The following is a 20781-nucleotide window of genomic DNA, read 5'->3' on the forward strand; positions in this document are numbered from 1 at the left end:
TTCTGCCGCAGCCGCCGCGCCCTGTCAGGCCGCCGCAGCGGCCTTGGCCTCGATCGCCGCCAGTGCAGCCGGCCAGTCGTGGGCGGTATCGGCGGTGACCATGCGCGGTTCATCGTCGGCCACGCCGTGCTGGGTCTCGTGGGCCCAGGTCACCGCGTACGGGGTATGCACGCCCCAGCCGCCCAGAGTCACCACCGGCTCGATGTCCGAACGCAGCGAGTTGCCAACCATCACGAAGCGCTGCATCGGCAGGTCGAACTCGGCCAGCACGCGGGCGTAGGTCTCCGGGTCCTTCTCGGAGACGATCTCGATGCGCGGGAACAGCTCGGCCAGGTTGGCGACCTTGATCTTCGCTTCCTGGTGGAACAGGTCGCCCTTGGTGATCAGCACCACCGGGTAGTGCTCGGCGATGGCCGCCACCGCTTCGCGCACACCGTCGATCAGGTCGACCGGGTGGCGCAGGGTGTCGTGGCCGATATCCAGGATGCGCTGGATGTCCTTGGCCTCGATGCGCTGGCCGGTGATGTCGATGGCCGCTTCGATCATCGACAGCGTCATGCTCTTCACGCCGTAGCCGAAGGTGCCCAGGTGGCGCTGCTGCACTTCCAGCAGGTGGCGCGCGGTCTGCGTGTCATGCACGTCGACGTAGCGCGACAGCAGGTCAAGATAATCCTGCTCGGCCTTGCGGTAGTAGTCCTCGCTCTTCCACAGCGTATCGTCACCGTCAAAACCGACCAGGCCGATGGCGCGCGACGGCGCAGGCGTGGGGGTAGTCATCGCACAAGGATACCGCCGTCCCGGCACGTGGGACACCGGGCACGCTCAGTCGCCGTGCTGGCGCTGGTAGACCAGAAGGTCCAGTGCCGGGGCCTGGCCGGTCAGTTGGGTCAGCAGGGTATGTACCTGGCCGCGGTGATGGGTCTGGTGGTTGAACCAGTGCGCCAGCCCGGCGTCCACCCGCTGCAGCTGCGGTTCGGGCGTGGACACGCGTCGATAGGCGACACGGGTCGCCAAGGCTGCGTCGGACAGCCCGAGCACGAACGCGACGATGCCGGCATCCTCCTCGATCCGCGCCTGACGCAGCGCGGTGAAATCGGTGAACAGCAGCGTATCGAGCGCATATCCGGTATCGCCCTGCCCGGCCAACCGGCGCAGCCAGATGCGATCCGTCACCAGCAGGTGGTTGAGCGTCCCTTCAACGGAGCCGAAGAACGCGCCGCACGGCCTGCGGTAGTCCTCCTCGGGCAACGCCTCCACGGCGGCGTACAGGCGCTGGTTGGCCCAGGCGTTGTAGCGTGCCATGGCCTCGAAATGGGTTTTGAGGGTTGCCATGTGCGGATGGTCGAGCCCGCCGCGGGCGCCGTCAATACAGCAAAAACCCGGGCGGCCGCAGCCGCCCGGGTCCCCATGCACCGGTCTTCCCGAATCAGGCGTGGATCAGCGGCCCTGCGCCGCGCCGGCACCTGCACCGGCCTGCTGGGCGGCCACGTAGGCCTTGTACTCGTCGGTGCTCAACTCGCCGTCCTTGTTGGTATCGGCCTGGTCGAACACCTGGGCGAGCCCGGCATTCACCTGCGCCTCGGTCTTGCTGATGGTGCCGTTGCCATCGGTATCGATGCTGGCCCAGGTCTGGCCACCGCCATTGGCCTGTGCCGAGGCCGCTGCGGCCGCATTGGTCGCCTGGTCAGCCGCCTGCCCTGCCTGTGCCGCCGACTGCTGCGCCTGCGCGGCCTCGTTCTGTGCCTGCGCGGCCTGCTGCTTGGCCGACTGGGCCATCGCCGGAATGGCCAGCACGCTGCCGGCGGCGACGATCAGGGCGATCAGGGGCTTGCGGTTGCGAATAGTCATCAGGGGTGTCTCCTACCAATTGGGTGGTGTTGCGCGGCGTGTTGTCTCCGCACGGCACCTACCCTGCCACCGCTTTTCTGAATCGATTTTGCCCCGCGACCGGCGTCAACACGCACGATTAACCACTCACCTCCACGCATGCTTTAGCGCGGTGGTTAGCAGCAAGTGAGCAGCGCATAAGATGCGCATTCAGCGCTGCCGGATTTAACCGGCAGCGAACGAAAAACCTGCGTCAGTCGACGTTCTGCGCCGATGACCGCGAACTGAACACCACCCAGCCGAGGGCAACACCAGCGAGCGCGCCGGCGATTTCCAGCACTACACGGCTGCCGAGTTCGTTCGGATCGTGGATGGTGGCGAGGAACAGGCGCGCGTACAGCGGCGACTCCAGGCGCACGATGCCCATGTAGAACAGCTTCCAGGCATCGATGCCGGCGGAGATCACTACCGAGATGACGCACGACCAGCCGATCGCGTGGCCGACCGTCCAGTGCAGGAGCCGGCACAGCTGCGACCACAGGAAGTACACCAGCAGCCCGACCAGCAGGGCGATGGCGCCCGCTTCGAGGGTACCGAGCAGGCCGAAGTGCAGGGGAAGGTTCATCGGGTGGGCAACGGTGGGATGGCGGCCAGTGTAAGGGTATCGGCAGGGCGGCGCCCTGCTGCGCGCCATCGCGCCAATCCGGTTTCTGGTAGATCCACGCCATGCGTGGACGAAATCTCCATCGAAATCGAGTACTCCGATGATTGAACGAAAGGCGTCCACGCATGGCGTGGATCTACCGTGTCGACCAAGGTCGACACCTACCAACAGCGGCGCCCCTCTGCCGATGTCCCTACCGCACGGGGACGTCGTACGCGGTGCCGGGATCCGGTTCGGGTTGCAGGGTGTAGTGCCACCACTCCTGCGGATAGTTGACGAAACCACGGCGCGCCATCGCGCGCACCAGCTGCTGGCGGTTCGCCTGCTGCACGTCGCTCAACCCGCTCGTCTGCGTATGCGCGCGAGGCCCAAAGAAGTCAAAGTCGGTCCCCATGTCCAGTGGCGAGCAGCGGCCGCTACGGCAATCCAGCAGGCCGAGATCGACCGTGGCACCGCGACTGTGGCCGGAGCGCTCGGCGATGTAGCCGTCGGCCAGCAGCCGCGGCTTGTCCAGATCCGGGTACTGCAAAGCCTTGCGCGAGCGCTCGCGCGGGTCGTTCACCCAGGCCATGAAGGCCTGCACCGAGCGCACCGGGCGATAGCAGTCGTAGATCCGCAGGCCAAGCCCATCCGCGCGCAGGTCCTGTTCCACCTGCGCCAGCGCCTTGGCCACCGGCGCCAGCAGGAAGCACGAGGGCGCCTCGTAACCCGGTACGCGCGCGCCGGTGAAGTTGTTGGCGCTGGCGTAGCGGATGTCCATGTCGATGTGCGGTGCCAGCGACCGGATTTCGACCATACCGGCGCTGGCGGCATCGGTGGCCGGCGAAACGCGCGGCGGCTCAGCGGCGCTGGCGCTCGCTGCCAGCGCAGTCGCCAGTACGAGTGAAATGCAGGTCCTGGAAGTCATAGCTGAAGTCGATGTCCGGGTCGATGGCGCGCAGGTCCAGTGTGGGCGGCGCACCGTCACCGGGCTGCAGCCAGGCCTGTGCGTCTTCGCCCAGCGTATCCCAGCGCAGCAGCCAACGCCCCTGCAACTGCAGCACCGTGGCCTGCAGCCGGGGCGACTTGTCCACGCTGAAGCGCAGGCCGTCCGCGCCCGGGCACAGTGAGGCCGGGCCCAGCCACGGATCGCGGTAACGGCCCTGCCAGCGTGGCAGATCCGTGCGGCTCGTCTCCTGCGCCGCAGCGGTGGACGGCCGCGAATGGCCGGTCGCCGCCCGCGTTGCCTGGTCAGCCTTCAGCTCGGCCAGGTACGCCATCGCCGGGCGCGCATCGTCGGGTGTGGTGAAGCGCTTCAGCGTGGCCTGCATCAGGGCCGTGCGCGCGTCCTCGCCTTCGCCGTTGATCAGCATCACCACGCCCACCTTCCGGTCGGGCAGCAGCGCCAGCGACGAGTACATGCCAGACAGCGTGCCGGTGTGCGCTACTTTCCACTGCCCGTCCATGTCGGACACGCGCCAGCCATAGCCGTAGCCGTAGAAATGCGCGTTGTCCCAGCGCCGCTGGCGCTCACCCAGCGGCATCGGCATGTGCAATGTCCACAACGTGCTGCGCTGTTCACTATCCAACCAGTCCGGCACCACGGCAGGATCCAGCAGTACCTGCATCCAGCGCGTCATGTCGCGCAGCGAACAGCGGATGCCTCCGGCCGCCATCGACGGCAGGTCCGGGCTGATGGCACCGTCGGCGTTCACCACCTCGTTGCGATCACCACGCCAGGCATGTGGCTGCGCGACGTTGCCCACGCGTTTCAGCGACCAGGCCCCCACCTGGCAGCGCGTCATGCCGAGTGGTTCGAACACCTGCTCGCGCATCAGCTGGTCATAGGGTTTGCCAGCGGCCGCGGCGGCCACTTCGCCGGCCACCACGTACATCAGGTTGTCGTAGGCATAGTGGCTGCGGAAGCTGCTGACCGGCTTCAGGTGCGCCAGCCCGGCAATGATGTCGGCGCGGGAGAACGTGTTCGGTTCCGGCCACAGCATCAGGTCACCGGCACCCAGGCCGAGACCGCTGTTGTGGATCAGCAGGTCGCGCACCTGCATCTGCTGCCCCACCCATGCATCGTGCATGCGGAAGCCCGGCAGATGGCGCTGCACCGGATCGTCCCAGCGCAGCCTGCCCTGCTGCACCAGTCGCGCCAGCAGTGCGGCGGTCATCGCCTTGCTGTTGGAGGCGATCTTGAACAGCGTGTCCTCGTCGATGCGGCCGCCATCACCGCGCGCGCCTTCGGCATGGCGATAGACCACCTGCCCGTTCTCGACCACCGCCATCGCCAGCCCGGGGAGATGCTCGGCCCGGACCACGGCGGCGACATCGGCATCGATGGATGCGGTATCGACCGCCGAAGCGGAGGGTGCGGCCAGTGCCGCTGCGAGGATCAACAGGGGGTGCATGGGCGTTCCTCACGGCGTATGACCCAGCCCCCGCGCCACCCATCGGGATGGCGCGGGAGGGTGCCTCAGTAGCTCAGGCTTACGGTCAGCTGTGCATAGCGCGGCGACTGGAAGCTGGTCGGCCACAGGAAGGTGTCGCTGATGTGCCCAATGGCGTTCTCCTTCTCCTGGTCCACCGACATCTTCTTCTGCTGGTTGGTCAGGTTGTAGATGGACAGCTTCACCTTCAGGTCGGCCTCGCCGAACTGCTTGTTCCAGGTGATGTTCGCACCCAGTTCGTAGGTCCACGGCATGCGCCCGTAGCCTCCGCGCGGGGAATGCTCGTAGACGCGCTCGGAAGGAACACTGGAGGTGCAGTTCTGCACGCAGATGTAGTAGCTGTGGAAGGGCTTGGTATTGCCGCTGGGGTTACCCACGCCAAACCCCGTGATCGGACCGCCGGAGCGGGCGTCAAGGGTGGCGCCGACCAGCAGGTTCTCGGTAATCGCGTAGCTGCCGCGCAGCTTCAACTGATGGCGACGATCATTGGCCAGGTAGCCGTAGCCCCCGCGGTTGACCCACGGATCATCGAAGTTCTCGGTGCGGCCGGTATCGGCAAAGTCGGTATCGGAGTTGACCGGGCCTTCGGCGTTGCCGCGCCCGTACGCCAGCGTGTACGAGGCATTCATCGCCCACGTGCCGTCCCAGCCACGGTCCAGCTGCAGTTCCAGCGCCTTGTAGTCGCGACGCGGCTTGTCCCAGCCGATCTGGCCGATGTAGTTGCCCTTGTCGTCGTACTGGGCGAAGCCCTCCTTGCTGATGTCCACGGTCAACCAACCATCGGAGACACCGTCGCAGTTGGTATCACCCCACACGGTGACCTTCCTGCCCGGGTTGGCCATCACCCAGCCCACTTCGGCATTGCCGCACTGCGCGCTGGCCGTGATGTGCATGTCATCGATGGCGTTGTGCAGCTTGCGGTAGATGCCACGCACCCCATAGGACCAGCGCTCGTTGAGCATCTGCTGGAAGCCCAGGATCAGTTCATCCTGGTAGACCGGGTCCATGTCGCGGTCCACTTCCGAGCGCAGGTCACCGACCGTGCCATCGCCCTGCGAGTTGTCCACCGGCCCGATCTGCGCACCGGTGCGCGGCACGGCGTAGCGGCTGCCGTTGATCTCGCGGATGTCCCAGCCGTTGAAAGCGTAATAGGTGCGCTCATCAAGCAGCCCACCGGCCTGCTTGATGTTGATCACGTTGGCCACCGGCAGGTAGTAGCGGCCGATGTTGCCGAACAGCTTCATCGCGCCATCGCCCTTGATGTCCCAGGCGAAGCCGGCGCGCGGCGCCCACATGTTGTCCATCTTGATGTAGCTGCGGCCTTCGGCGTCCTTGTTGTCGAAGGTCTCCATGCGGATGCCGAGGTTCAGCAGCAGGTTGTCGGTGACCGACCAGTTGTCTTCCAGGTAGTACGCCGCGTTGGTGCTCTCGAACTCACCCCCCACTTCATTGCGCCGCGCGCGTACATAGGCGGTGGTGCCTGCCGGTACCACCCCACCGTTTTCCAGGATCGAACCCGGCGTGGTCTTGTAGACGTTGTAGTAGAACGCGCCCGGGCCGGGATAGTAACGATCATAGGTGGATACGTTCTTCTCGTGATCCACACCGAAGCGCAGCAGATGGGGCCCCAGCTGCCACTCGAAATCCAGCCGCGCCTGCTCGCGATCATCCACGCGCGACTGCACGGTGGAGTTGGTGGTGCAACCCAGCGGTACGCCTGCCGGAGCCAGTCCGCTCTCGGCCACCACGCGGTTGCACTCCAGGTCGGTCATGCTGCGCTGCGAGGCATAGCGCTGGTTCTTGCCATACATCGCACGCACCGACAGCCCTTCGGTGAGCTGGCCGTTGTAGGAAGCGGCCCAGTTCTTGCCGCCGTTGGTGGTGTAGATCTCGTTGGTCTTGGCAGTGGGCTCGCCCTTGGCCAGGTCGAAGCCGTAGACGTCGTAGGCCCAGTTGTCCTTGTCCGAGAACCCCATCAGCGACAGGCGGTGGTTGTCGTTGATCTGCCAGTCCAGCTTGCCGCCCCAGAACGGATCGTCGGTGCTGCCCTGGTTGAAGACGTTGCCATCGTTGTTGGTGTACTGGGCGCGGTTGTCGCGGATCTCGTACATGCCGAAGAAGAACAGGCGGTCCTGTACCAGTGCACCCGAACCCCACACGTTGAGCCGGTTGGTGGTGTGCTTGTCCTGGCTGCCGATGATGTACGGCGTGCCGTCAGCGGTGTAGTGATCGTTCTTGCTGGACTGCCAGGCACGCGGCTCGAAGGTGTACTCGACGCCAGCGTGGAAATCGTTGCTGCCCGAGCGCGTCGCAGCGTTGATCACGCCGCCGGTGGTACGGCCGAACTCCACCGAGTAGCCACCGGTCTTCACCTGGAATTCCTGGAAGAACGCGAACGGCGCCGATGAGAAGCCGACGCGGTTGTAGAAGTCGGTCACGTTCAGGCCATCGATGTAGACCGCGTTCTCGGCCACCGACGAACCACCGAAGGAGATGCCCTGCGCACCCAGCGAGCCTTTGCCCGAGACCACGCCCGGGGCCAGCATCGCCACTGATTTCAGGTCCTGGTCGACCGGCAGCCGCTCGATGTCCTGGCGGCTGAGGTTCATGGACGAATCGGTGGAGGTCACGTCGACCATCGAGATGACCTGTGGCGCGCGCACCTGCACGGCACCCAGCGTGCTGATGCCAGAGACGGGCACATTGACCGTGGTGGCGTTGCCAAGCGACACCGTCACCTCGCCCACCTGCGCAGGCGCGCCGCCAGCCACCGCCACCTCCAGGGTGTAGGTGCCTACCGGCAACTGTGGAATGCGGTAGCTGCCGTTGGCGTCGGCCTTCACCGAACGCGAGAAACCGGTGGCCGGATTGCGTACGGTTACCGTGGCGGCGTCCAGGCGCTGGCCCGAATCGGTGACCAACCGGCCAACCACCGAACCATCCTGTGCGAATGCGCTGGGCGCGATCATGCCCAGACACGCCCCAAGGGCGACGCACAACGCCGCCCGCTTGATGCTGTAAGCCTTCATCCCCTGCTCTCTCCTGCAAGAATTGAATGGTGTGGAGTGCGATGTGTCGCGCTAGCGTTGCCCGGCTGGCAGTACCCGCCACTGGAAGTCGTAGCTCCATTGGTCGAAGTACAGGTTGCCGCCTGCCCACTCGGCCTCGCCGCGCTGCGAGTCGACCGTTTCCGAGCGGAAGTGCTGCTTGGCCGGCACCAGGGCCTGGCCGAAATCATCGTTGAAGGCGATGCGGTAGCCGTCGAGGCCACCCAGGTAGAAATCGCGCAGGGCCGGCACGTCGCTGGCCAGTGCGCCGGTGGTCACGTCCATCGGCAGCCATCCATACGGCGCCAGGTAGACCTGCCCCCAGTCATGCAGGTTGTTGTAACCACTGCCATCGCCGGAGAACACCATGCCCGACTGCCAGCGTGCAGGAATGCCGTTCAGGCGCAGCAGCGCGATCAGCAGCAGGGTCTGCTGCCCACAGTCGGCATGCCCGGCATGCAGCGCGTAATCGCTGATGTTGCTGATCGTGGAGTATTCGCGCGCACCGGCCCATGGAATGCGATCCACGGCAGCAAACAGCTTGCGCACCACTTCATACGGGCGGGTTTCCCCCTGCAGCACCTGGTCGGAGAACAGCTTCAGCGCCGGCGTGAAGCGCACGTGCGGCAGCTGCTCGGCCAGGTAGGGTTTCAGTGCCGGATCGGCCGGTGTCGGCTGCACCTTGGCCGGATCGATTGCGGTATGCCGGGCCAGGATCGTGACCGCATAGCGGACCTCGAAGCGGGTCGGCTGCCCGGCCACCGCTTTGGCTTCCAGATAGGCGGTACGCTGCAGGGTGCTGGCTGGTGCCACGCGCGCCTTGCCCGGGGTGCTGCCCAGCCACTGCACCCGCTCCTGCTGGCCCGGGATCTCGCGCGGGTACGGAATCCAGGCGCGTACGGTCTCGCCGGTCGGCACCGCATCGGCTTTCACCGTGAGCGACTGGGTGAATTCAATGCGCTGCGGCAGTACCGACGCCCGGCCACTTTGTTCCGCTGCGGCAAGCACGCGTGCGTGGTGCGCGTTGAGCACCTCGTTTGGGCCCGGCGCCGGCATCGGTGCATCCGCGCGGCGGCGTCCACGTGCTTCGTCGCTGAGCAGGAACAGGTTCGACGGTGCGCGCTTGAAGTACCAGCGCGTGCCATCGATGTCGAGGTGTTCGATCAGTCCAAGCTGGTCCCAGCGTGCGAATTCCTCGTCGGTCAGGTCGGGAATCCAGCGGCGCACGGCAGACTTGGCGGCGGCTTCGTCGAGGGAAAAATCCAGGCGGATGCGGCGCATGCGCTCTTCCTGGAACGCGATGTCGTCGAAACTGACGCCAGGCTCCGCCGCGTCCGCAGCCGACCAGGTGTTCAGTTCGCTGCCGGCTTCGGAGAACCGTCCCGCGTCGATCATCTGCACGACCCGCGCAAACTGGATGGCAGAGGGTGGCGGCTCCGCTCCCGCCGACCACGCCCACAGCAGCAGCGCGGCACACAGGCCGGCAGTGGCAGGCAGACGTGGTTTGCGAACGGCAGGATCCACAGCGACACTTCCCCAGCGCGGGTGGTAACGGCTGTGTAACACGGGCCGGGATGCCGGTCAATAATTTATTCTTGCTTTCGATGCCAAAAGGAATAAATATTCCAACAGGCATTCGAGGAGGGTGTGCAGCGCATGATCCTGGCTTCCCGCGAACGGCATCGGCATTGGCCACGCCGCTTGACCCTGGCCCTGTGCCTGCTGGCCGCACCGGCCTTTGCACAGGCGGCCCCGCCGCCCGACCCGGGCGCGCCGCTGCCCTATGTGATCGGCCTGCACGAGGCCTACCTCACCCCGCAGTACTGGACCGCGCGCCTGGACAACGCCGATGCACCGATCCTGGACCGCAGCCAGATCGAGGCACAGAACGCGCGGATGCGGGCACAGGACAGCCACATCCAGGACATCGCCGCATTGCCAGCCCAGCTGGATGCGGCGGCGGTGCGCGCCAGCATCACCGCGCTGTCGAGCTGGCCCACGCGTGCCCTCTACAATGACAAGGGCCAGGCCATCACGCCGGCACTGCGCAGCACGATCGAAGCCAACCTCGGCCTGGATGCGATTCCCACGCAGGTGGCACCGCAATACGGGCTGGTGGTAAAGCGCGCCGCACTGCGCACCTTCCCCACCCGCGAACGCGTCTTCAGCAGCGTCGGCGACACCGACATCGACCGCTTCCAGGAGTCGGCGCTGTTCCCCGGCGACAAGGTTGCCGTGGTCCATCGCAGCGCCGACGGCCGCTGGTTGTTCGTGCACAGTGAGCGCTACAGCGCATGGATCGAGGCCGATGCCATCGCCAGCGACGACAAAGCCACGGTGCTCGGCTACGGCGCGAAGGGACCTTACCGGATCATCACCGGCGCCACCGCGCAGACTGCCTACACCCCGGAAGAACCGCGCGTCTCGCGCCTGCAGCTGGACATGGGCATGCGCTTGCCGGTGCTGGCCGACTGGCCGGCGTCAGAGCCAGTGAACGGCCAGCAGGCGCATGCATCGTGGGTGGTGCAGCTGCCGGTACGCGAGGCCGATGGTCGATTGAAGCTGATACCGGCCCTGCTGCCGCGCTCGCAGGACACCGCCGCCGACTACCTGCCACTGACCCCGCGCCTGCTGCTGCAGCAGGCCTTCAAATTCCTCGGTGAACGCTACGGTTGGGGCCACGATTACGACACCCGCGACTGCAGCGGTTTCGTTTCCGAGATCTATCGCAGCTTCGGCGTGCTGCTGCCGCGCAATACCAGCGCGCAGGCGGTCAGCCCGGCGCTGGACCGCGTGCCATTCACCGGCAAGGACGGCAAGGCGGTGCGCGACCGCGCCGTCACCGACCTGCAGGTGGGCGATCTGGTCTACATCCCCGGCCACGTGATGATGGCCATTGGCCACGTCGACGGCCGCACCTGGGTCATCCACGATACGGCGGGCGGCAGCTGGTTCGGTGCTGACGGCAAGCGCGTGCAGGCCCACCTCAATGGTGTTTCGGTCACCCCGCTGGAGCCGATGATGGCCAGCGACAGCGTCCGCTACATCGACCGCATCACCAACATCCAACGCCTGCGTGCCAAGACCCCCTGAATGAAGATCACTGCCATCGAACTGGGCATGCTGCGCGTGCCGCTGAAAACACCGTTCAAGACTGCCCTGCGCACGGTGGAAACCGTAGAAGACGTGGTGGTGCTGATCCGCACCGACACCGGCAACACCGGCTACGGTGAAGCCCCAGCCACGGCGGTGATCACCGGTGATACGCACGGCTCGATCATCGAAGCGATCCGCCACTTCATTGCGCCGCGCCTGATCGGCCAGGACGTGGCCAACCTCAATCGCCTGTGCGGTCTGGTGCAGACCGCGATGGAGCGCAACACCAGCGCCAAGGCCGCGGTGGAGATCGCGCTGTACGACCTGTGGGCGCAGCTGCACGGTGCACCGCTGTACCAGATGCTCGGCGGCGGCGACCCGGTGATCACCACCGACATCACCATCAGCGTGGACTACATCGACAAGATGGTGGCCGATTCGCTGTCGGCGATCGAGCGCGGCTTCGAGTCGCTGAAGATCAAGGTCGGCAAGGACATCGGCCTGGACATCGAACGGGTCAAGGCGATTCATGCTGTGGTGGAGGGCCGCGCCCTGCTGCGGCTGGATGCCAACCAGGGCTGGACCGCCAAGCAGGCGGTGCATGCGATGCGCACGCTGGAGGAAGCCGGCGTGGTACTGGAGCTGCTGGAGCAGCCGGTGAAGGCGGCCGACATCAGCGGCCTGAAGTACGTCACCGATCGCGTCAACACGCCGGTGATGGCCGACGAAAGCGTGTTCAGCCCAAGCCAGGTGATGGACCTGATCCAGCAGCGCGCGGCCGACATCATCAACATCAAGCTGATGAAGACCGGCGGCCTGTCCAACGCGATCCGCATTGCCGACATCGCCGGCATCTACGGCGTGCCGTGCATGATCGGCTGCATGATCGAATCCAGCATCAGCGTGGCTGCCGCCGTGCATCTGGCGGTGGCCAAGAGCGATGTGATCACCAAGGTCGACCTGGATGGCCCCTCGCTGGGCCAGTTCGACCCGGTCAGCGGGGGCGTGCATTTCAACGAATCGGAGATCAGCATCAGCGACGTACCGGGGCTGGGCATCACCGAAGTGCGTGGGCTGGAGATGCTGGGGTGACCCGCGCAGTCGAGCATGGCTCGACTCTACAAGGGCCGTCCTTACCTGATGCCTGGTCGGACGTTACTTTTCTTTCTGCGGAAAGAAAAGTAACCAAAAGAAGCGCTCCGCCGGCCGCGAGCCGACGTGCTGCGCACGTCGGTGCCCTGCGCTCCTCGGCCCGCCGAGGGACGGCGCGGAACTCGCTGCGCTCAGACACCCGCGCCTCTTCGCCCTCGCCGGACCTGCGGTGCTCGGCTCGCTTGAAGGCGGACTCAACGTCAAAGGCAACAACCGCACTCCATATCCTCTTCGCTGCTGGCACCCGCCCGACCCTTCCCATGACACGCTCTACGCTGCCAACCGCAGCGCCTTTGCAGACACCCGGACACCCCGCATGCCGCCCCTGCTGAAGATCCGTTCCGAGCGCGGGCAGATGTCGGCCATCGAGCGCCGCATCGCCGACTTCATCCTCGACAACGCCCACTTGCTGCGCGACTACTCGTCCCAGCAGCTGGCCAGCGCGCTGGGCATCAGCCAGTCCAGCGTGGTGAAATTCAGCCAGAAGCTCGGCTTCAAGGGCTACCCGGACCTGAAGTACTCCATCGGCCAGGATGTAGCTCGCGCCGGTGCCGACCCGCAGCAGGCGCCCAGCGAACCCGACAGCGGCGATGACTACCTGCGCCTGGGCGAGGCCCTGCGCCGCAGCAAGGCACAAGCCGAAGAGGAAACCCGACAGGCCAATCCACGCGGGGAAATCGAGCGCATCGTGCAGCTGCTCGACGGCGCGCCGAAGCTGTTCGTGTACGGCCTGGGTGACGACGGCCTGTTCGCCCGCGAGTTCGCCATGCGGCTGTCGCTGCTCGGCCTGCTGGTGGTGCCGCATACCGACCCGATCCTGATGCTGGCCAACCTGTCGGCCGCACGTCCCGGCGATGCGCTGCTGGTGTTCTCCGAGTTCGGCAACCTGCCGCAGCTTTCACAGTTGTCGCGGCAGTTCCAGGACATGGGTGGCAAGGTGATTTCCATTACCCGCCACACCGCCAACCCGCTGCGCGCGCATGCTGATGCAACACTGGTGGTGTGTGCGCACGACCGCACGCCGCAGGTCGCGCAGCTGCTGTACCGTAGCGCCATGCACGCGCTGCTCGATTTCCTGTTCGTGCTGCTCTGCCACGCCAATCCGGATCGCCAGCAGCAGCTCGCGGTGAACCTGGAGCGGATCGACCACCTGCTGGATTCCTGACCGGAGCGCACGTTGATGAAATCGCTGGTCCGCCTCGCTACTGCCGTGCTGCTTTCTGCGGCGATGTCCGCCCACGCCGCGCCACTGGATGGCGCGCGCCAGCTGATCGTGGTCACCAGCGAAAGCTGGGACAGCACCGAGGGACAACTGCAGGCCTATGTGCGTGATGGCAAGGGCTGGCATGCACATGGGCAGGCGTTCCCGGTGGCGCTCGGCCGTACCGGCAGCGCCTGGGGCCTGGGCCTGCATCCGGCGCAGACCGACGGCCCGCAGAAACAGGAAGGCGATGGCCGCAGCCCGGCCGGCGTGTTCGCGCTGGGCAGCGCGTTCGGCTATGCCGTTACACGCCCCGGCACCGCCATGCCCTACCAGCCGATGCTGGACAGCAGCTACTGCATGGATGTGCCCGGCTCGCCGTTCTACAACCGCATCGTGGATGAAAAGAAGGTCGGCAGTGCAGCGGTCAAGGGCTCCACCGAGCCGATGCGGCTGGACCTGCACAACAAGGGCGACGTGCGCTATCAACAGGGCTTCGTGATTGCCCACAACCCGGGCAACCAGCCCGGCAAGGGCAGCTGCATCTTCGCCCATCTGTGGCGCCAGCCGGGTGAGGCCACCGCCGGCTGCACCGCCATGCCGCAGGCGCGCATGCAGGCCCTGCTGGACTGGCTGCGGCCGCAGGATACGCCGCGCTTCGTGCTGCTGCCACGCACCGAGTACAAGCGACTACAGGCGCAATGGCAGCTGCCCGCACTGCGCGGAGACGCCCGTTGAGCGCGCAGGACGAACCGCAGCTGCAGCGCGCGGTCAGCCGCTGGCAGATCGTCGGCCTGTCGATCAACGATGTGATCGGCAGCGGCATCTACCTGCTGCCGGCCGCCACCGTCGCCCTGCTCGGTCCCTTCAGCCTGTGGGGCGTGGTCGCCGCCGGCATCGTCGTCGCGCTGCTGGTGCTCTGCTACGCGCAGGCCGCCAGTTACTTCGATGAACCCGGAGGCAGCTACCTGTATGCCCGCGAAGCCTTCGGCCGCTTCGCCGGTTTCGAGATCGGCTGGATGATCTGGCTGACCCGCATCAGCTCGGCGGCCGCATTGAGCAACGCGCTGGCCGATGCCGTCGCGCGCTTCTGGCCGTGGGCCGGCGCCGGCATGGGCCGCATCGCGGTGATCGTGGTGTCGCTGGGCTTCCTGACCGGCGTCAACATCATCGGCGTACGCTCGGCCGCGCGTACCGGCGTGGTGCTGGTGATCGGCAAGATGCTGCCGCTGCTGCTGTTCGTGGCCATCGGTGCGTTCTACATCGATCCGCAGCTGGCCTTCTCCGGCCAGCGCCCGGACCCGCATGACCTGCAGCGCATGGGCGAAGCCGCCTTGCTGCTGCTGTACGCCTACGCCGGCTTCGAGAACATCCCGGCCGCCGCGGGCGAGTACCGCAATCCGCGCCGCGATATTCCGTTCGCGCTGATCACCATGATCATCACCGTCACCGTCATCTACGGCGCGGTGCAGGTGGTGGCGCAGGGCACGCTGGCCGGCCTGGCCAGCTCGGCCACACCGCTGGCCGATGCCGCCGCCGGCTTCGGTGGCGAGGCACTGGCGCTGATCCTGACCATCGGCGCGACCATCTCCATCCTCGGCACCAACAGCAACACGATGATGATGGGCCCGCGCTTCCTGTTCGCGCTGGCGCGCGATGGCTACGGGCCGAAGATCCTGGCGCAGGTGCATCCGCGCTTCCACACGCCGGCCGCGTCGATCCTGTGCCAGGGCCTGATCGCACTGGGCCTGGCCCTGTCCGGTTCGTTCGTGCAGCTGGCACTGCTGTCGATGACCACGCGCCTGTTCGCCTACATCGGTACAGCCGCTGCAGTACTGGTGCTGGCCAAGCGCTACGCCGACCGCCCCGGTGCATTGAAGCTGCCCGGTGGCCCGCTGATTCCGGTGCTGGCGCTGCTGCTGTGCATTGCGCTGTTCGCCAGTGCCAGCTGGCAGAACATCGCCGCGGCGCTGGTGGCGTTTGCCATCGGCGCGGTGATCTACAAGCTGCCGCGCAAGGATGCCGACGCCGGGTGATCGATAGCGCCGGGCCATGCCCGGTGGATTGATCTGGCGATCACGCTGCCGGACCGGGCCGTTAACCGCGGTGCAGGCACGATCAGGCTTCGTCCACAACGGAGCCCTTCCATGACCGAGTACCAGATTCCCGGCCGCGTACCGGACGACAGCACACCGCGCGATGCGGTCAGCAACTACTGGCGCGAACGCTACACGGCCGAACCGTACTACGACGACCAGCTGTTCTTCGAGGACTATGAGCCGGCCTACCGCATCGGCCACACCGCACGTGCGCAGGACATGATCCGCGCCTACGAGGAAGTGGAACGCGAACTGGAATCACGCTGGGCCAGCGAACGCGGCCGCAGCCGCCTGGACTGGGCGCAGGCACGCAATGCGGCGCGTCGTGGCTGGGAGGAAGCGCAGCGGGCGGATCCGCGTCTAACGCGGTAGCGCAAGCCCCTGTTGAGCCGAGCCTACGCTCGGCTCTCGCACCTCGTCTGTAGAGTCGAGCCATGCTCGACTGAGCCGGGCATGACTCAGCTCTACACCGGATCGATCACTCCTGTTCCGGCAGCGGCGGCACGGCCGCGCTGCGCTTGCTCTCACCGCCACCGGCGGCGATCAGGTCGCGGGTGTTCTTCTGCACCGCCACCGCACCGAACAGCGACAGCGCGTACGCCATGCCGTAGAAGCCCTTCTCGCTCGACGCCAGGGTGGCATTCCACAGCCCAACCAGCAGCAGCATCAGCGCCGACAGCAGCGCGAACCAGCACAGTGCGTAATACAGCGCGCTCACCGGAATGCCCTCGACGCGGTCACGCACGCTCTTCTGCAGCGACACCGCCGCGAACAGGCCGAACAGCAGCAGGGTCAGGTAGTAGCCCTTCTCGTTGAGCGCCATCGTGGCGGCATTGAACAGGCCGATCAGGTAGGCCGCCGCACCCAGCAGCAGGGCCACCCACGAGGCGGCGATGAAGGCGGTGGACGGCTTGTGGGGCATGGCAGTGTTCATTGCAGGTCCTTGGCAGGCAGGCGGGCACGCTTTGCCCGGGCGTGCCCACCCTAGACGATCCCACGGCCGCCGCACAGGGGGCGCAGGACCTTCGGGCCACGACGGTCACCGCTGCAGTGGTATACAAGGGACAGCCCGGCCATCCGCATCCCCGCACTGGAGATACCCATGACCCGCACGCCCCTGCTGCTCGCCCTCGGCCTGGTGCCGATCCTCGCCACCTCCGCCTGCAATGCTGCCGGTCCGGAGACGACACCGGCCGCCAAGGCCGCTCCGGCCACCGCCGCCGACCAACGTCCGTTCACCGCCACCGAAGTCAGCCGTTTCGACCAACCGTGGGCGATGACCTTCCTGCCCGACGGCAGCCTGCTGGTTACCGAGAAGCGTGGAAAGCTGCAGCATCTGGACCTGGCCACCGGCCAGAAGCACGAAATCACCGGCGTTCCCAAGGTCGCCTATGGCGGCCAGGGCGGCTTCGGTGACGTGATCCTGCATCCGCAGTTCGCCCGCAACCACGTGATCTACCTCAGCTACGCCGAGGAAGGCACGCTGGATACCCGTGGTGCCGCCGTGGCCCGGGCCACGCTGGCGCTGGACGCCAATGGTGCCGGCCAGCTGAAGGACCTGAAGGTGATCTGGCGGCAAAGCCCCAAGGTCAGCGGTGAGGGCCACTACGGCCATCGCCTCGCCTTCGGTCCGGACGGCAAGCTGTGGATCAGCTCCAGCGAGCGCCAGAAATTCGATCCGGCGCAGGACATGGGCAGCAACCTCGGCAAGATCATCCGCCTCAACGACGATGGCAGCCTGCCCGCCGACAACCCGTTCGCCTCGCAGGGCGGGGTTGCCGCGCAGGTGTGGTCGTTGGGTCACCGCAACATCCTCGGCATGGCCTTCGATGCCAACGGCAAGCTGTGGGCGCACGAGATGGGCCCGGCTGGCGGCGACGAACTGAACCTGATCGTGCGCGGCGCCAACTACGGCTACCCGATCGTCTCCAATGGCAACCACTACGACGGCCGCCCGATTCCCGATCACGATACCCGGCCGGAATTCGCCGCCCCGAAGGTGACCTGGACGCCGGTGATTTCGCCGGCCGGCTTCGTGATCTACAGCGGTACCCTGTTCCCGCAGTGGAAGGGCAGCGGCTTCATCGGCGGCCTGTCGTCCACCTCGCTGGTGCGCGTGGCCTTCGATGGTGACAGCGCGCGCGAAGCCGAGCGCTTCAACATGGGCGAGCGCATCCGCGAAGTGGAACAGGGCCCGGATGGCGCGCTGTGGCTGCTGGAAGATGGCAGCAAGGCGCGCCTGCTGAAGCTCACGCCGAAGACCTGATGCCCCGATAGTGCCGGCCGCTGGCCGGCACGTTTGCCCGCAACGGCCCCGCACGCGGGGCCGTCTGCGTTCACTGGATGGTGATGACCTTCACCTCGGTCTGCGCACAGGCCTGGTCCAGGCACTGCCCGTTCAACCACACCTGCCCGTCACCGATCATCACGCCCTGCTGGTTGACGAACACCTTGCCGAAGTCCTGCCCGGACACCGCCTTGACCACCGCCGGGGTGATGATCTTCTCGTAGTTGCGCTGGAACTCACCGGGGCCGGTGATCTTCTTTCCGCCGCTGATGTTCAACGGAAAGCGCACTTCCTCCACCACCGCAGCACGATCACCGCCGACCACGGCGGTCTTGAACGCGTTGAACACCTTCTCGTACTGCGCGGCATCACCAAGCAGGGTCTCGATGCGTGCACGCGCGTCTTCTGCGGACACATCCGCCGGTGCGGCGCCGGCCGGCTCAGCAGCAGCCTTCGCCGGTTCAGCCGCGGGCGGCGCCGCAGCACTGGCCTCCATCGGCGGCGGTGCATCCACCGCAGGCTCGGCCGGCGGCGCCGGCTGCGAACAGGCCGCCAGCAACAGGGCGGGAATCAACACAGCGATCGTGCGCATGCGCGGGCATCCATCGGTTCAAGAACACCGATGGTAGCGCCGTGCCAGTGAGGACAACAAAAAAGGGGACGGAGGGGATTAAGTCGTTTGTGCCACTAACGACTTAATCCCCTCCGTCCCCTTTTTCTCGATCAGGCCTTCAGCAGTTCGAACTGCACGGCTTCACCTGCCGCCGACGAGGCGCAGACCCACAGGTCGAACTGGCCCGGCTCGGCACGCAGCACGCCGTCGCGGCCGGTGAACGCCAGCTGCTCGCGGGTCAGGGTGAACACCACTTCGGCCGACTCGCCCGGCTGCAGTGCCACCTTGCGGAAGTCCTTCAGTTCGCGCACCGGACGCACGCGGCTGGCCACGCGGTCGTGGATGTACAGCTGCACCACTTCTTCACCGGCCACGTCGCCACTGTTGGTCAGCGTGGTGGTGATGGTCAGGCTGTCGTCCCAGCCGAGCTGGCCCACACTCAGCTGCGGCACGCCGTAGGCGAAGGTGGTGTAGCCGATGCCATGCCCGAACGGATACAGCGGCTCGTTCGGGATCTCGCGCCAGCGGGCCTTGAACTCCGACATGGTCGGCAGTTCCGGGCGACCGGTGCGCGGGTGGTTGTAGAAATACGGCTGCTGGCCGGACACCTGCGGGAAGCTGACCGGCAGCCGCCCGGACGGGCTGTAGTCGCCGAACAGCACATCGGCCACCGCATGGCCGGTCTGCGTGCCGAGGTACCAGGTCACCGCCACCGCCTGTGCATTGCGCACCGCGCCCTGCAGCGCCAGCGCGCGGCCATTGCGCAGCAGCACCACCAGCGGCTTGCCGGTCATCGCCACCGCCTCGGCCAGCGCCTGCTGGGCCGGCGGCAGGGTGATCTCCACGCGCGACTGCGCTTCACCGCTGTAGCGCTGCGGCTCGCCCAGCGCCAGCACCACCACATCGGCGCGCAGCGCGGCGGCCACGGCCGCTTCGGTGCCGCCCGGAATCGCGGTTTCCAGTTCGCAGCCCGGCACGATCTCCAGCAACGCCTCGTCGCCGATGGCGGCACGCACGCCGGTTTCCAGGTCCACGTAGCGCTGCTTGTCGCCGAACAGGGTCCAGCAGCCTTCGATGTTCTCGCGATCCTGCACGAACGGGCCGATCAGCGCGATCTTCTGCCCGCGCTTCTGCAGCGGCAGCACGTTGTCGCGGTTGTTCAGCAGCACGATCGAACGGCGCGCGGCATCGCGCGACAGTGCGTCATGCGCGGCGAGGTGCGACGTATCGGCTTCGCGCGCCGGGTCCAGCGAACGGTACGGGTCGTCGAACAGGCCGATGGTTTCCTTCAGCCACAGGATGCGGCGCACGCCTTCATCCAGCACCGCCATCGGCACCTCGCCGCTCTCGACCAGGCCCGGCAGGTGCTCGGCGTAGAAACCGCTCTGCATGCTCAGGTCCAGACCGGCGGTGAACGCCTTGGCGGTAGCATCGCGGTCATCGGCGGCATAGCCGTGCGCGACCAGTTCCATGTCGGCGGTGTAGTCGGAGATCACCACGCCCGGGAACTTCCACTCACCGCGCAGGATGTCGGTCAGCAGCTCGGCATTGGCGCTGGCCGGCACGCCGTTGATGTCGTTGAACGAGGACATCACGGTGATCGCGCCGGCGTCGAAGGCGGCCTTGAACGGCGGCAGGTGCACGTCGCGCAGGGTCTGCGGCGAGATGTCCACCATGTTGTATTCCATGCCGGCCATCACCGCACCGTAGGCGGCGAAGTGCTTCGGCGTGGCCAGCAACGAATCGTCGGCGCGCAGGTCGCTGCCCTGGAAGCCGCGCACGCGGGCGGCGGCGAACGCGCAGCCCAGCACCACGTCCTCACCGGCACCCTCGGCGCCACGGCCCCAGCGCTGGTCGCGGGCGATGTCCACCGCCGGCGCATAGGTCCAGTGCAGGCCGGCAGCGGTGGCTTCGATGGCGGTGGCGCGTGCGGTGCGCTCGGCCAGCGCCGGCTCGAAACTGGCGGCCTCGCCCAGCGGGATCGGGAACACGGTGCGCATGCCGTGGATGACGTCGGCGGCCAGGATCACCGGGATGCCCAGGCGGCTCTCTTCGGTGGCGACCTGCTGGATCCGGCGGCCCAGCTCGGCGCCCACGCCATTGAACAGGGAACCGACCTTGCCCTCGCGTACCTGCTGCAGCACCTGGTCGGCATTGCGCACGTTGGCTTCCGGGTTCACGTCCGGGGCGAACGGGCGGACCATGTCCGCGAAGACACCCAGCTGGCCGACCTTTTCCTCGACGGTCATCTGGGCAATGAGGGATTCGATGCGATCGGAGGCCACCAGCAGTCCTTGATGAAAACGTTTACAAGCCCGGCATTCTAGCGATCCCGAGCCATTTGGCGAGAGGTTTCGTCATTC

18 protein-coding genes are annotated in these 20781 nt (G+C 66.6%); 7 read left to right on the forward strand and 11 right to left on the reverse strand.

What is annotated here, in order from left to right; translation table 11 throughout:
* Positions 1-24: 24 nt before the first annotated feature.
* The 8 genes from VPH47_RS19320 to VPH47_RS19355 form a co-directional block, all read right to left on the reverse strand.
* Entirely contained in the window at positions 25-777 is a 753-nt protein-coding gene (locus VPH47_RS19320) for an HAD family hydrolase (protein ID WP_164161726.1), read from the reverse strand.
* A 45-nt stretch (positions 778-822) separates the two neighbouring features.
* Positions 823-1332, reverse strand: a complete 510-nt coding sequence (locus VPH47_RS19325) for a DinB family protein (RefSeq protein ID WP_049400072.1) — start codon at positions 1330-1332, stop codon at positions 823-825.
* 105 nt (positions 1333-1437) lie between these two features.
* Positions 1438-1848, reverse strand: coding sequence for an EF-hand domain-containing protein (locus VPH47_RS19330; protein WP_368851533.1), 411 nt, complete (start codon positions 1846-1848; stop codon positions 1438-1440).
* Between the two features lie 232 nt (positions 1849-2080).
* Positions 2081-2452: a hypothetical protein gene (locus VPH47_RS19335; protein WP_368851534.1), complete on the reverse strand. Its 372-nt coding sequence runs from the start codon at positions 2450-2452 to the stop codon at positions 2081-2083.
* 232 nt (positions 2453-2684) lie between these two features.
* Positions 2685-3398 carry a M15 family metallopeptidase gene (locus VPH47_RS19340; RefSeq protein ID WP_197612555.1) on the reverse strand — a complete coding sequence of 238 codons (714 nt, stop codon included), beginning with the start codon at positions 3396-3398 and terminating at the stop codon, positions 2685-2687.
* On the reverse strand, positions 3331-4884 hold the full coding sequence (locus tag VPH47_RS19345) for a serine hydrolase domain-containing protein (RefSeq protein ID WP_368851535.1): 1554 nt from the start codon (positions 4882-4884) through the stop codon (positions 3331-3333). The genes VPH47_RS19340 and VPH47_RS19345 overlap by 68 nt, the downstream gene beginning before the upstream one ends.
* 65 nt (positions 4885-4949) lie before the next feature.
* Positions 4950-7952 carry a TonB-dependent receptor gene (locus VPH47_RS19350; RefSeq protein ID WP_368851536.1) on the reverse strand — a complete coding sequence of 1001 codons (3003 nt, stop codon included), beginning with the start codon at positions 7950-7952 and terminating at the stop codon, positions 4950-4952.
* A 51-nt stretch (positions 7953-8003) separates the two neighbouring features.
* Positions 8004-9494: a transglutaminase-like domain-containing protein gene (locus VPH47_RS19355; RefSeq protein ID WP_368851537.1), complete on the reverse strand. Its 1491-nt coding sequence runs from the start codon at positions 9492-9494 to the stop codon at positions 8004-8006.
* Between the two features lie 132 nt (positions 9495-9626).
* Here VPH47_RS19355 and VPH47_RS19360 point away from each other — a divergent pair, with 132 nt between their 5' ends.
* The 6 genes from VPH47_RS19360 to VPH47_RS19385 all read left to right on the forward strand — a co-directional run bounded on the left by VPH47_RS19360 (position 9627) and on the right by VPH47_RS19385 (position 15890).
* Complete coding sequence (locus tag VPH47_RS19360) at positions 9627-11063, forward strand: SH3 domain-containing protein (RefSeq protein WP_368851538.1); 1437 nt, start codon at positions 9627-9629, stop codon at positions 11061-11063.
* Positions 11064-12158, forward strand: a complete 1095-nt coding sequence (locus VPH47_RS19365) for a dipeptide epimerase (RefSeq protein WP_368851539.1) — start codon at positions 11064-11066, stop codon at positions 12156-12158.
* A 376-nt stretch (positions 12159-12534) separates the two neighbouring features.
* The gene (locus VPH47_RS19370; RefSeq protein ID WP_094000606.1) at positions 12535-13383 is read left to right on the forward strand and encodes a MurR/RpiR family transcriptional regulator; all 849 of its coding nucleotides are present in this window, start codon (positions 12535-12537) and stop codon (positions 13381-13383) included.
* 15 nt (positions 13384-13398) lie between these two features.
* Positions 13399-14157, forward strand: coding sequence for a L,D-transpeptidase (locus VPH47_RS19375; RefSeq protein WP_164162247.1), 759 nt, complete (start codon positions 13399-13401; stop codon positions 14155-14157).
* On the forward strand, positions 14154-15455 hold the full coding sequence (locus VPH47_RS19380) for an APC family permease (protein ID WP_164162246.1): 1302 nt from the start codon (positions 14154-14156) through the stop codon (positions 15453-15455). Before VPH47_RS19375 ends, VPH47_RS19380 begins: the two co-directional genes overlap by 4 nt.
* A 111-nt stretch (positions 15456-15566) precedes the next feature.
* Entirely contained in the window at positions 15567-15890 is a 324-nt protein-coding gene (locus tag VPH47_RS19385) for a hypothetical protein (RefSeq protein ID WP_368851540.1), read from the forward strand.
* Between the two features lie 106 nt (positions 15891-15996).
* On the opposite strand, the gene yiaA is transcribed toward VPH47_RS19385, so the two are convergent.
* Positions 15997-16452: an inner membrane protein YiaA gene (yiaA, locus tag VPH47_RS19390; protein WP_180848047.1), complete on the reverse strand. Its 456-nt coding sequence runs from the start codon at positions 16450-16452 to the stop codon at positions 15997-15999.
* Positions 16453-16620: 168 nt separating this feature from the next.
* On the opposite strand from yiaA, the gene VPH47_RS19395 reads away from it, so the two are divergent.
* Positions 16621-17784, forward strand: coding sequence for a PQQ-dependent sugar dehydrogenase (locus VPH47_RS19395; RefSeq protein ID WP_153857008.1), 1164 nt, complete (start codon positions 16621-16623; stop codon positions 17782-17784).
* Positions 17785-17854: 70 nt separating this feature from the next.
* Here the strand turns inward: VPH47_RS19395 and VPH47_RS19400 are convergent, their stop codons facing one another.
* Together VPH47_RS19400 and VPH47_RS19405 are read right to left on the reverse strand one after the other, a co-directional pair.
* Positions 17855-18397, reverse strand: coding sequence for a hypothetical protein (locus VPH47_RS19400; protein WP_197612560.1), 543 nt, complete (start codon positions 18395-18397; stop codon positions 17855-17857).
* 131 nt (positions 18398-18528) lie between these two features.
* On the reverse strand, positions 18529-20703 hold the full coding sequence (locus VPH47_RS19405) for a glycoside hydrolase family 3 N-terminal domain-containing protein (RefSeq protein WP_368851541.1): 2175 nt from the start codon (positions 20701-20703) through the stop codon (positions 18529-18531).
* Between the last annotated feature and the right edge of the window lie 78 nt (positions 20704-20781).

Source organism: Stenotrophomonas sp. WED208 (assembly GCF_040984485.1).
Classification (GTDB): Bacteria; Pseudomonadota; Gammaproteobacteria; order Xanthomonadales; family Xanthomonadaceae; genus Stenotrophomonas; species Stenotrophomonas riyadhensis.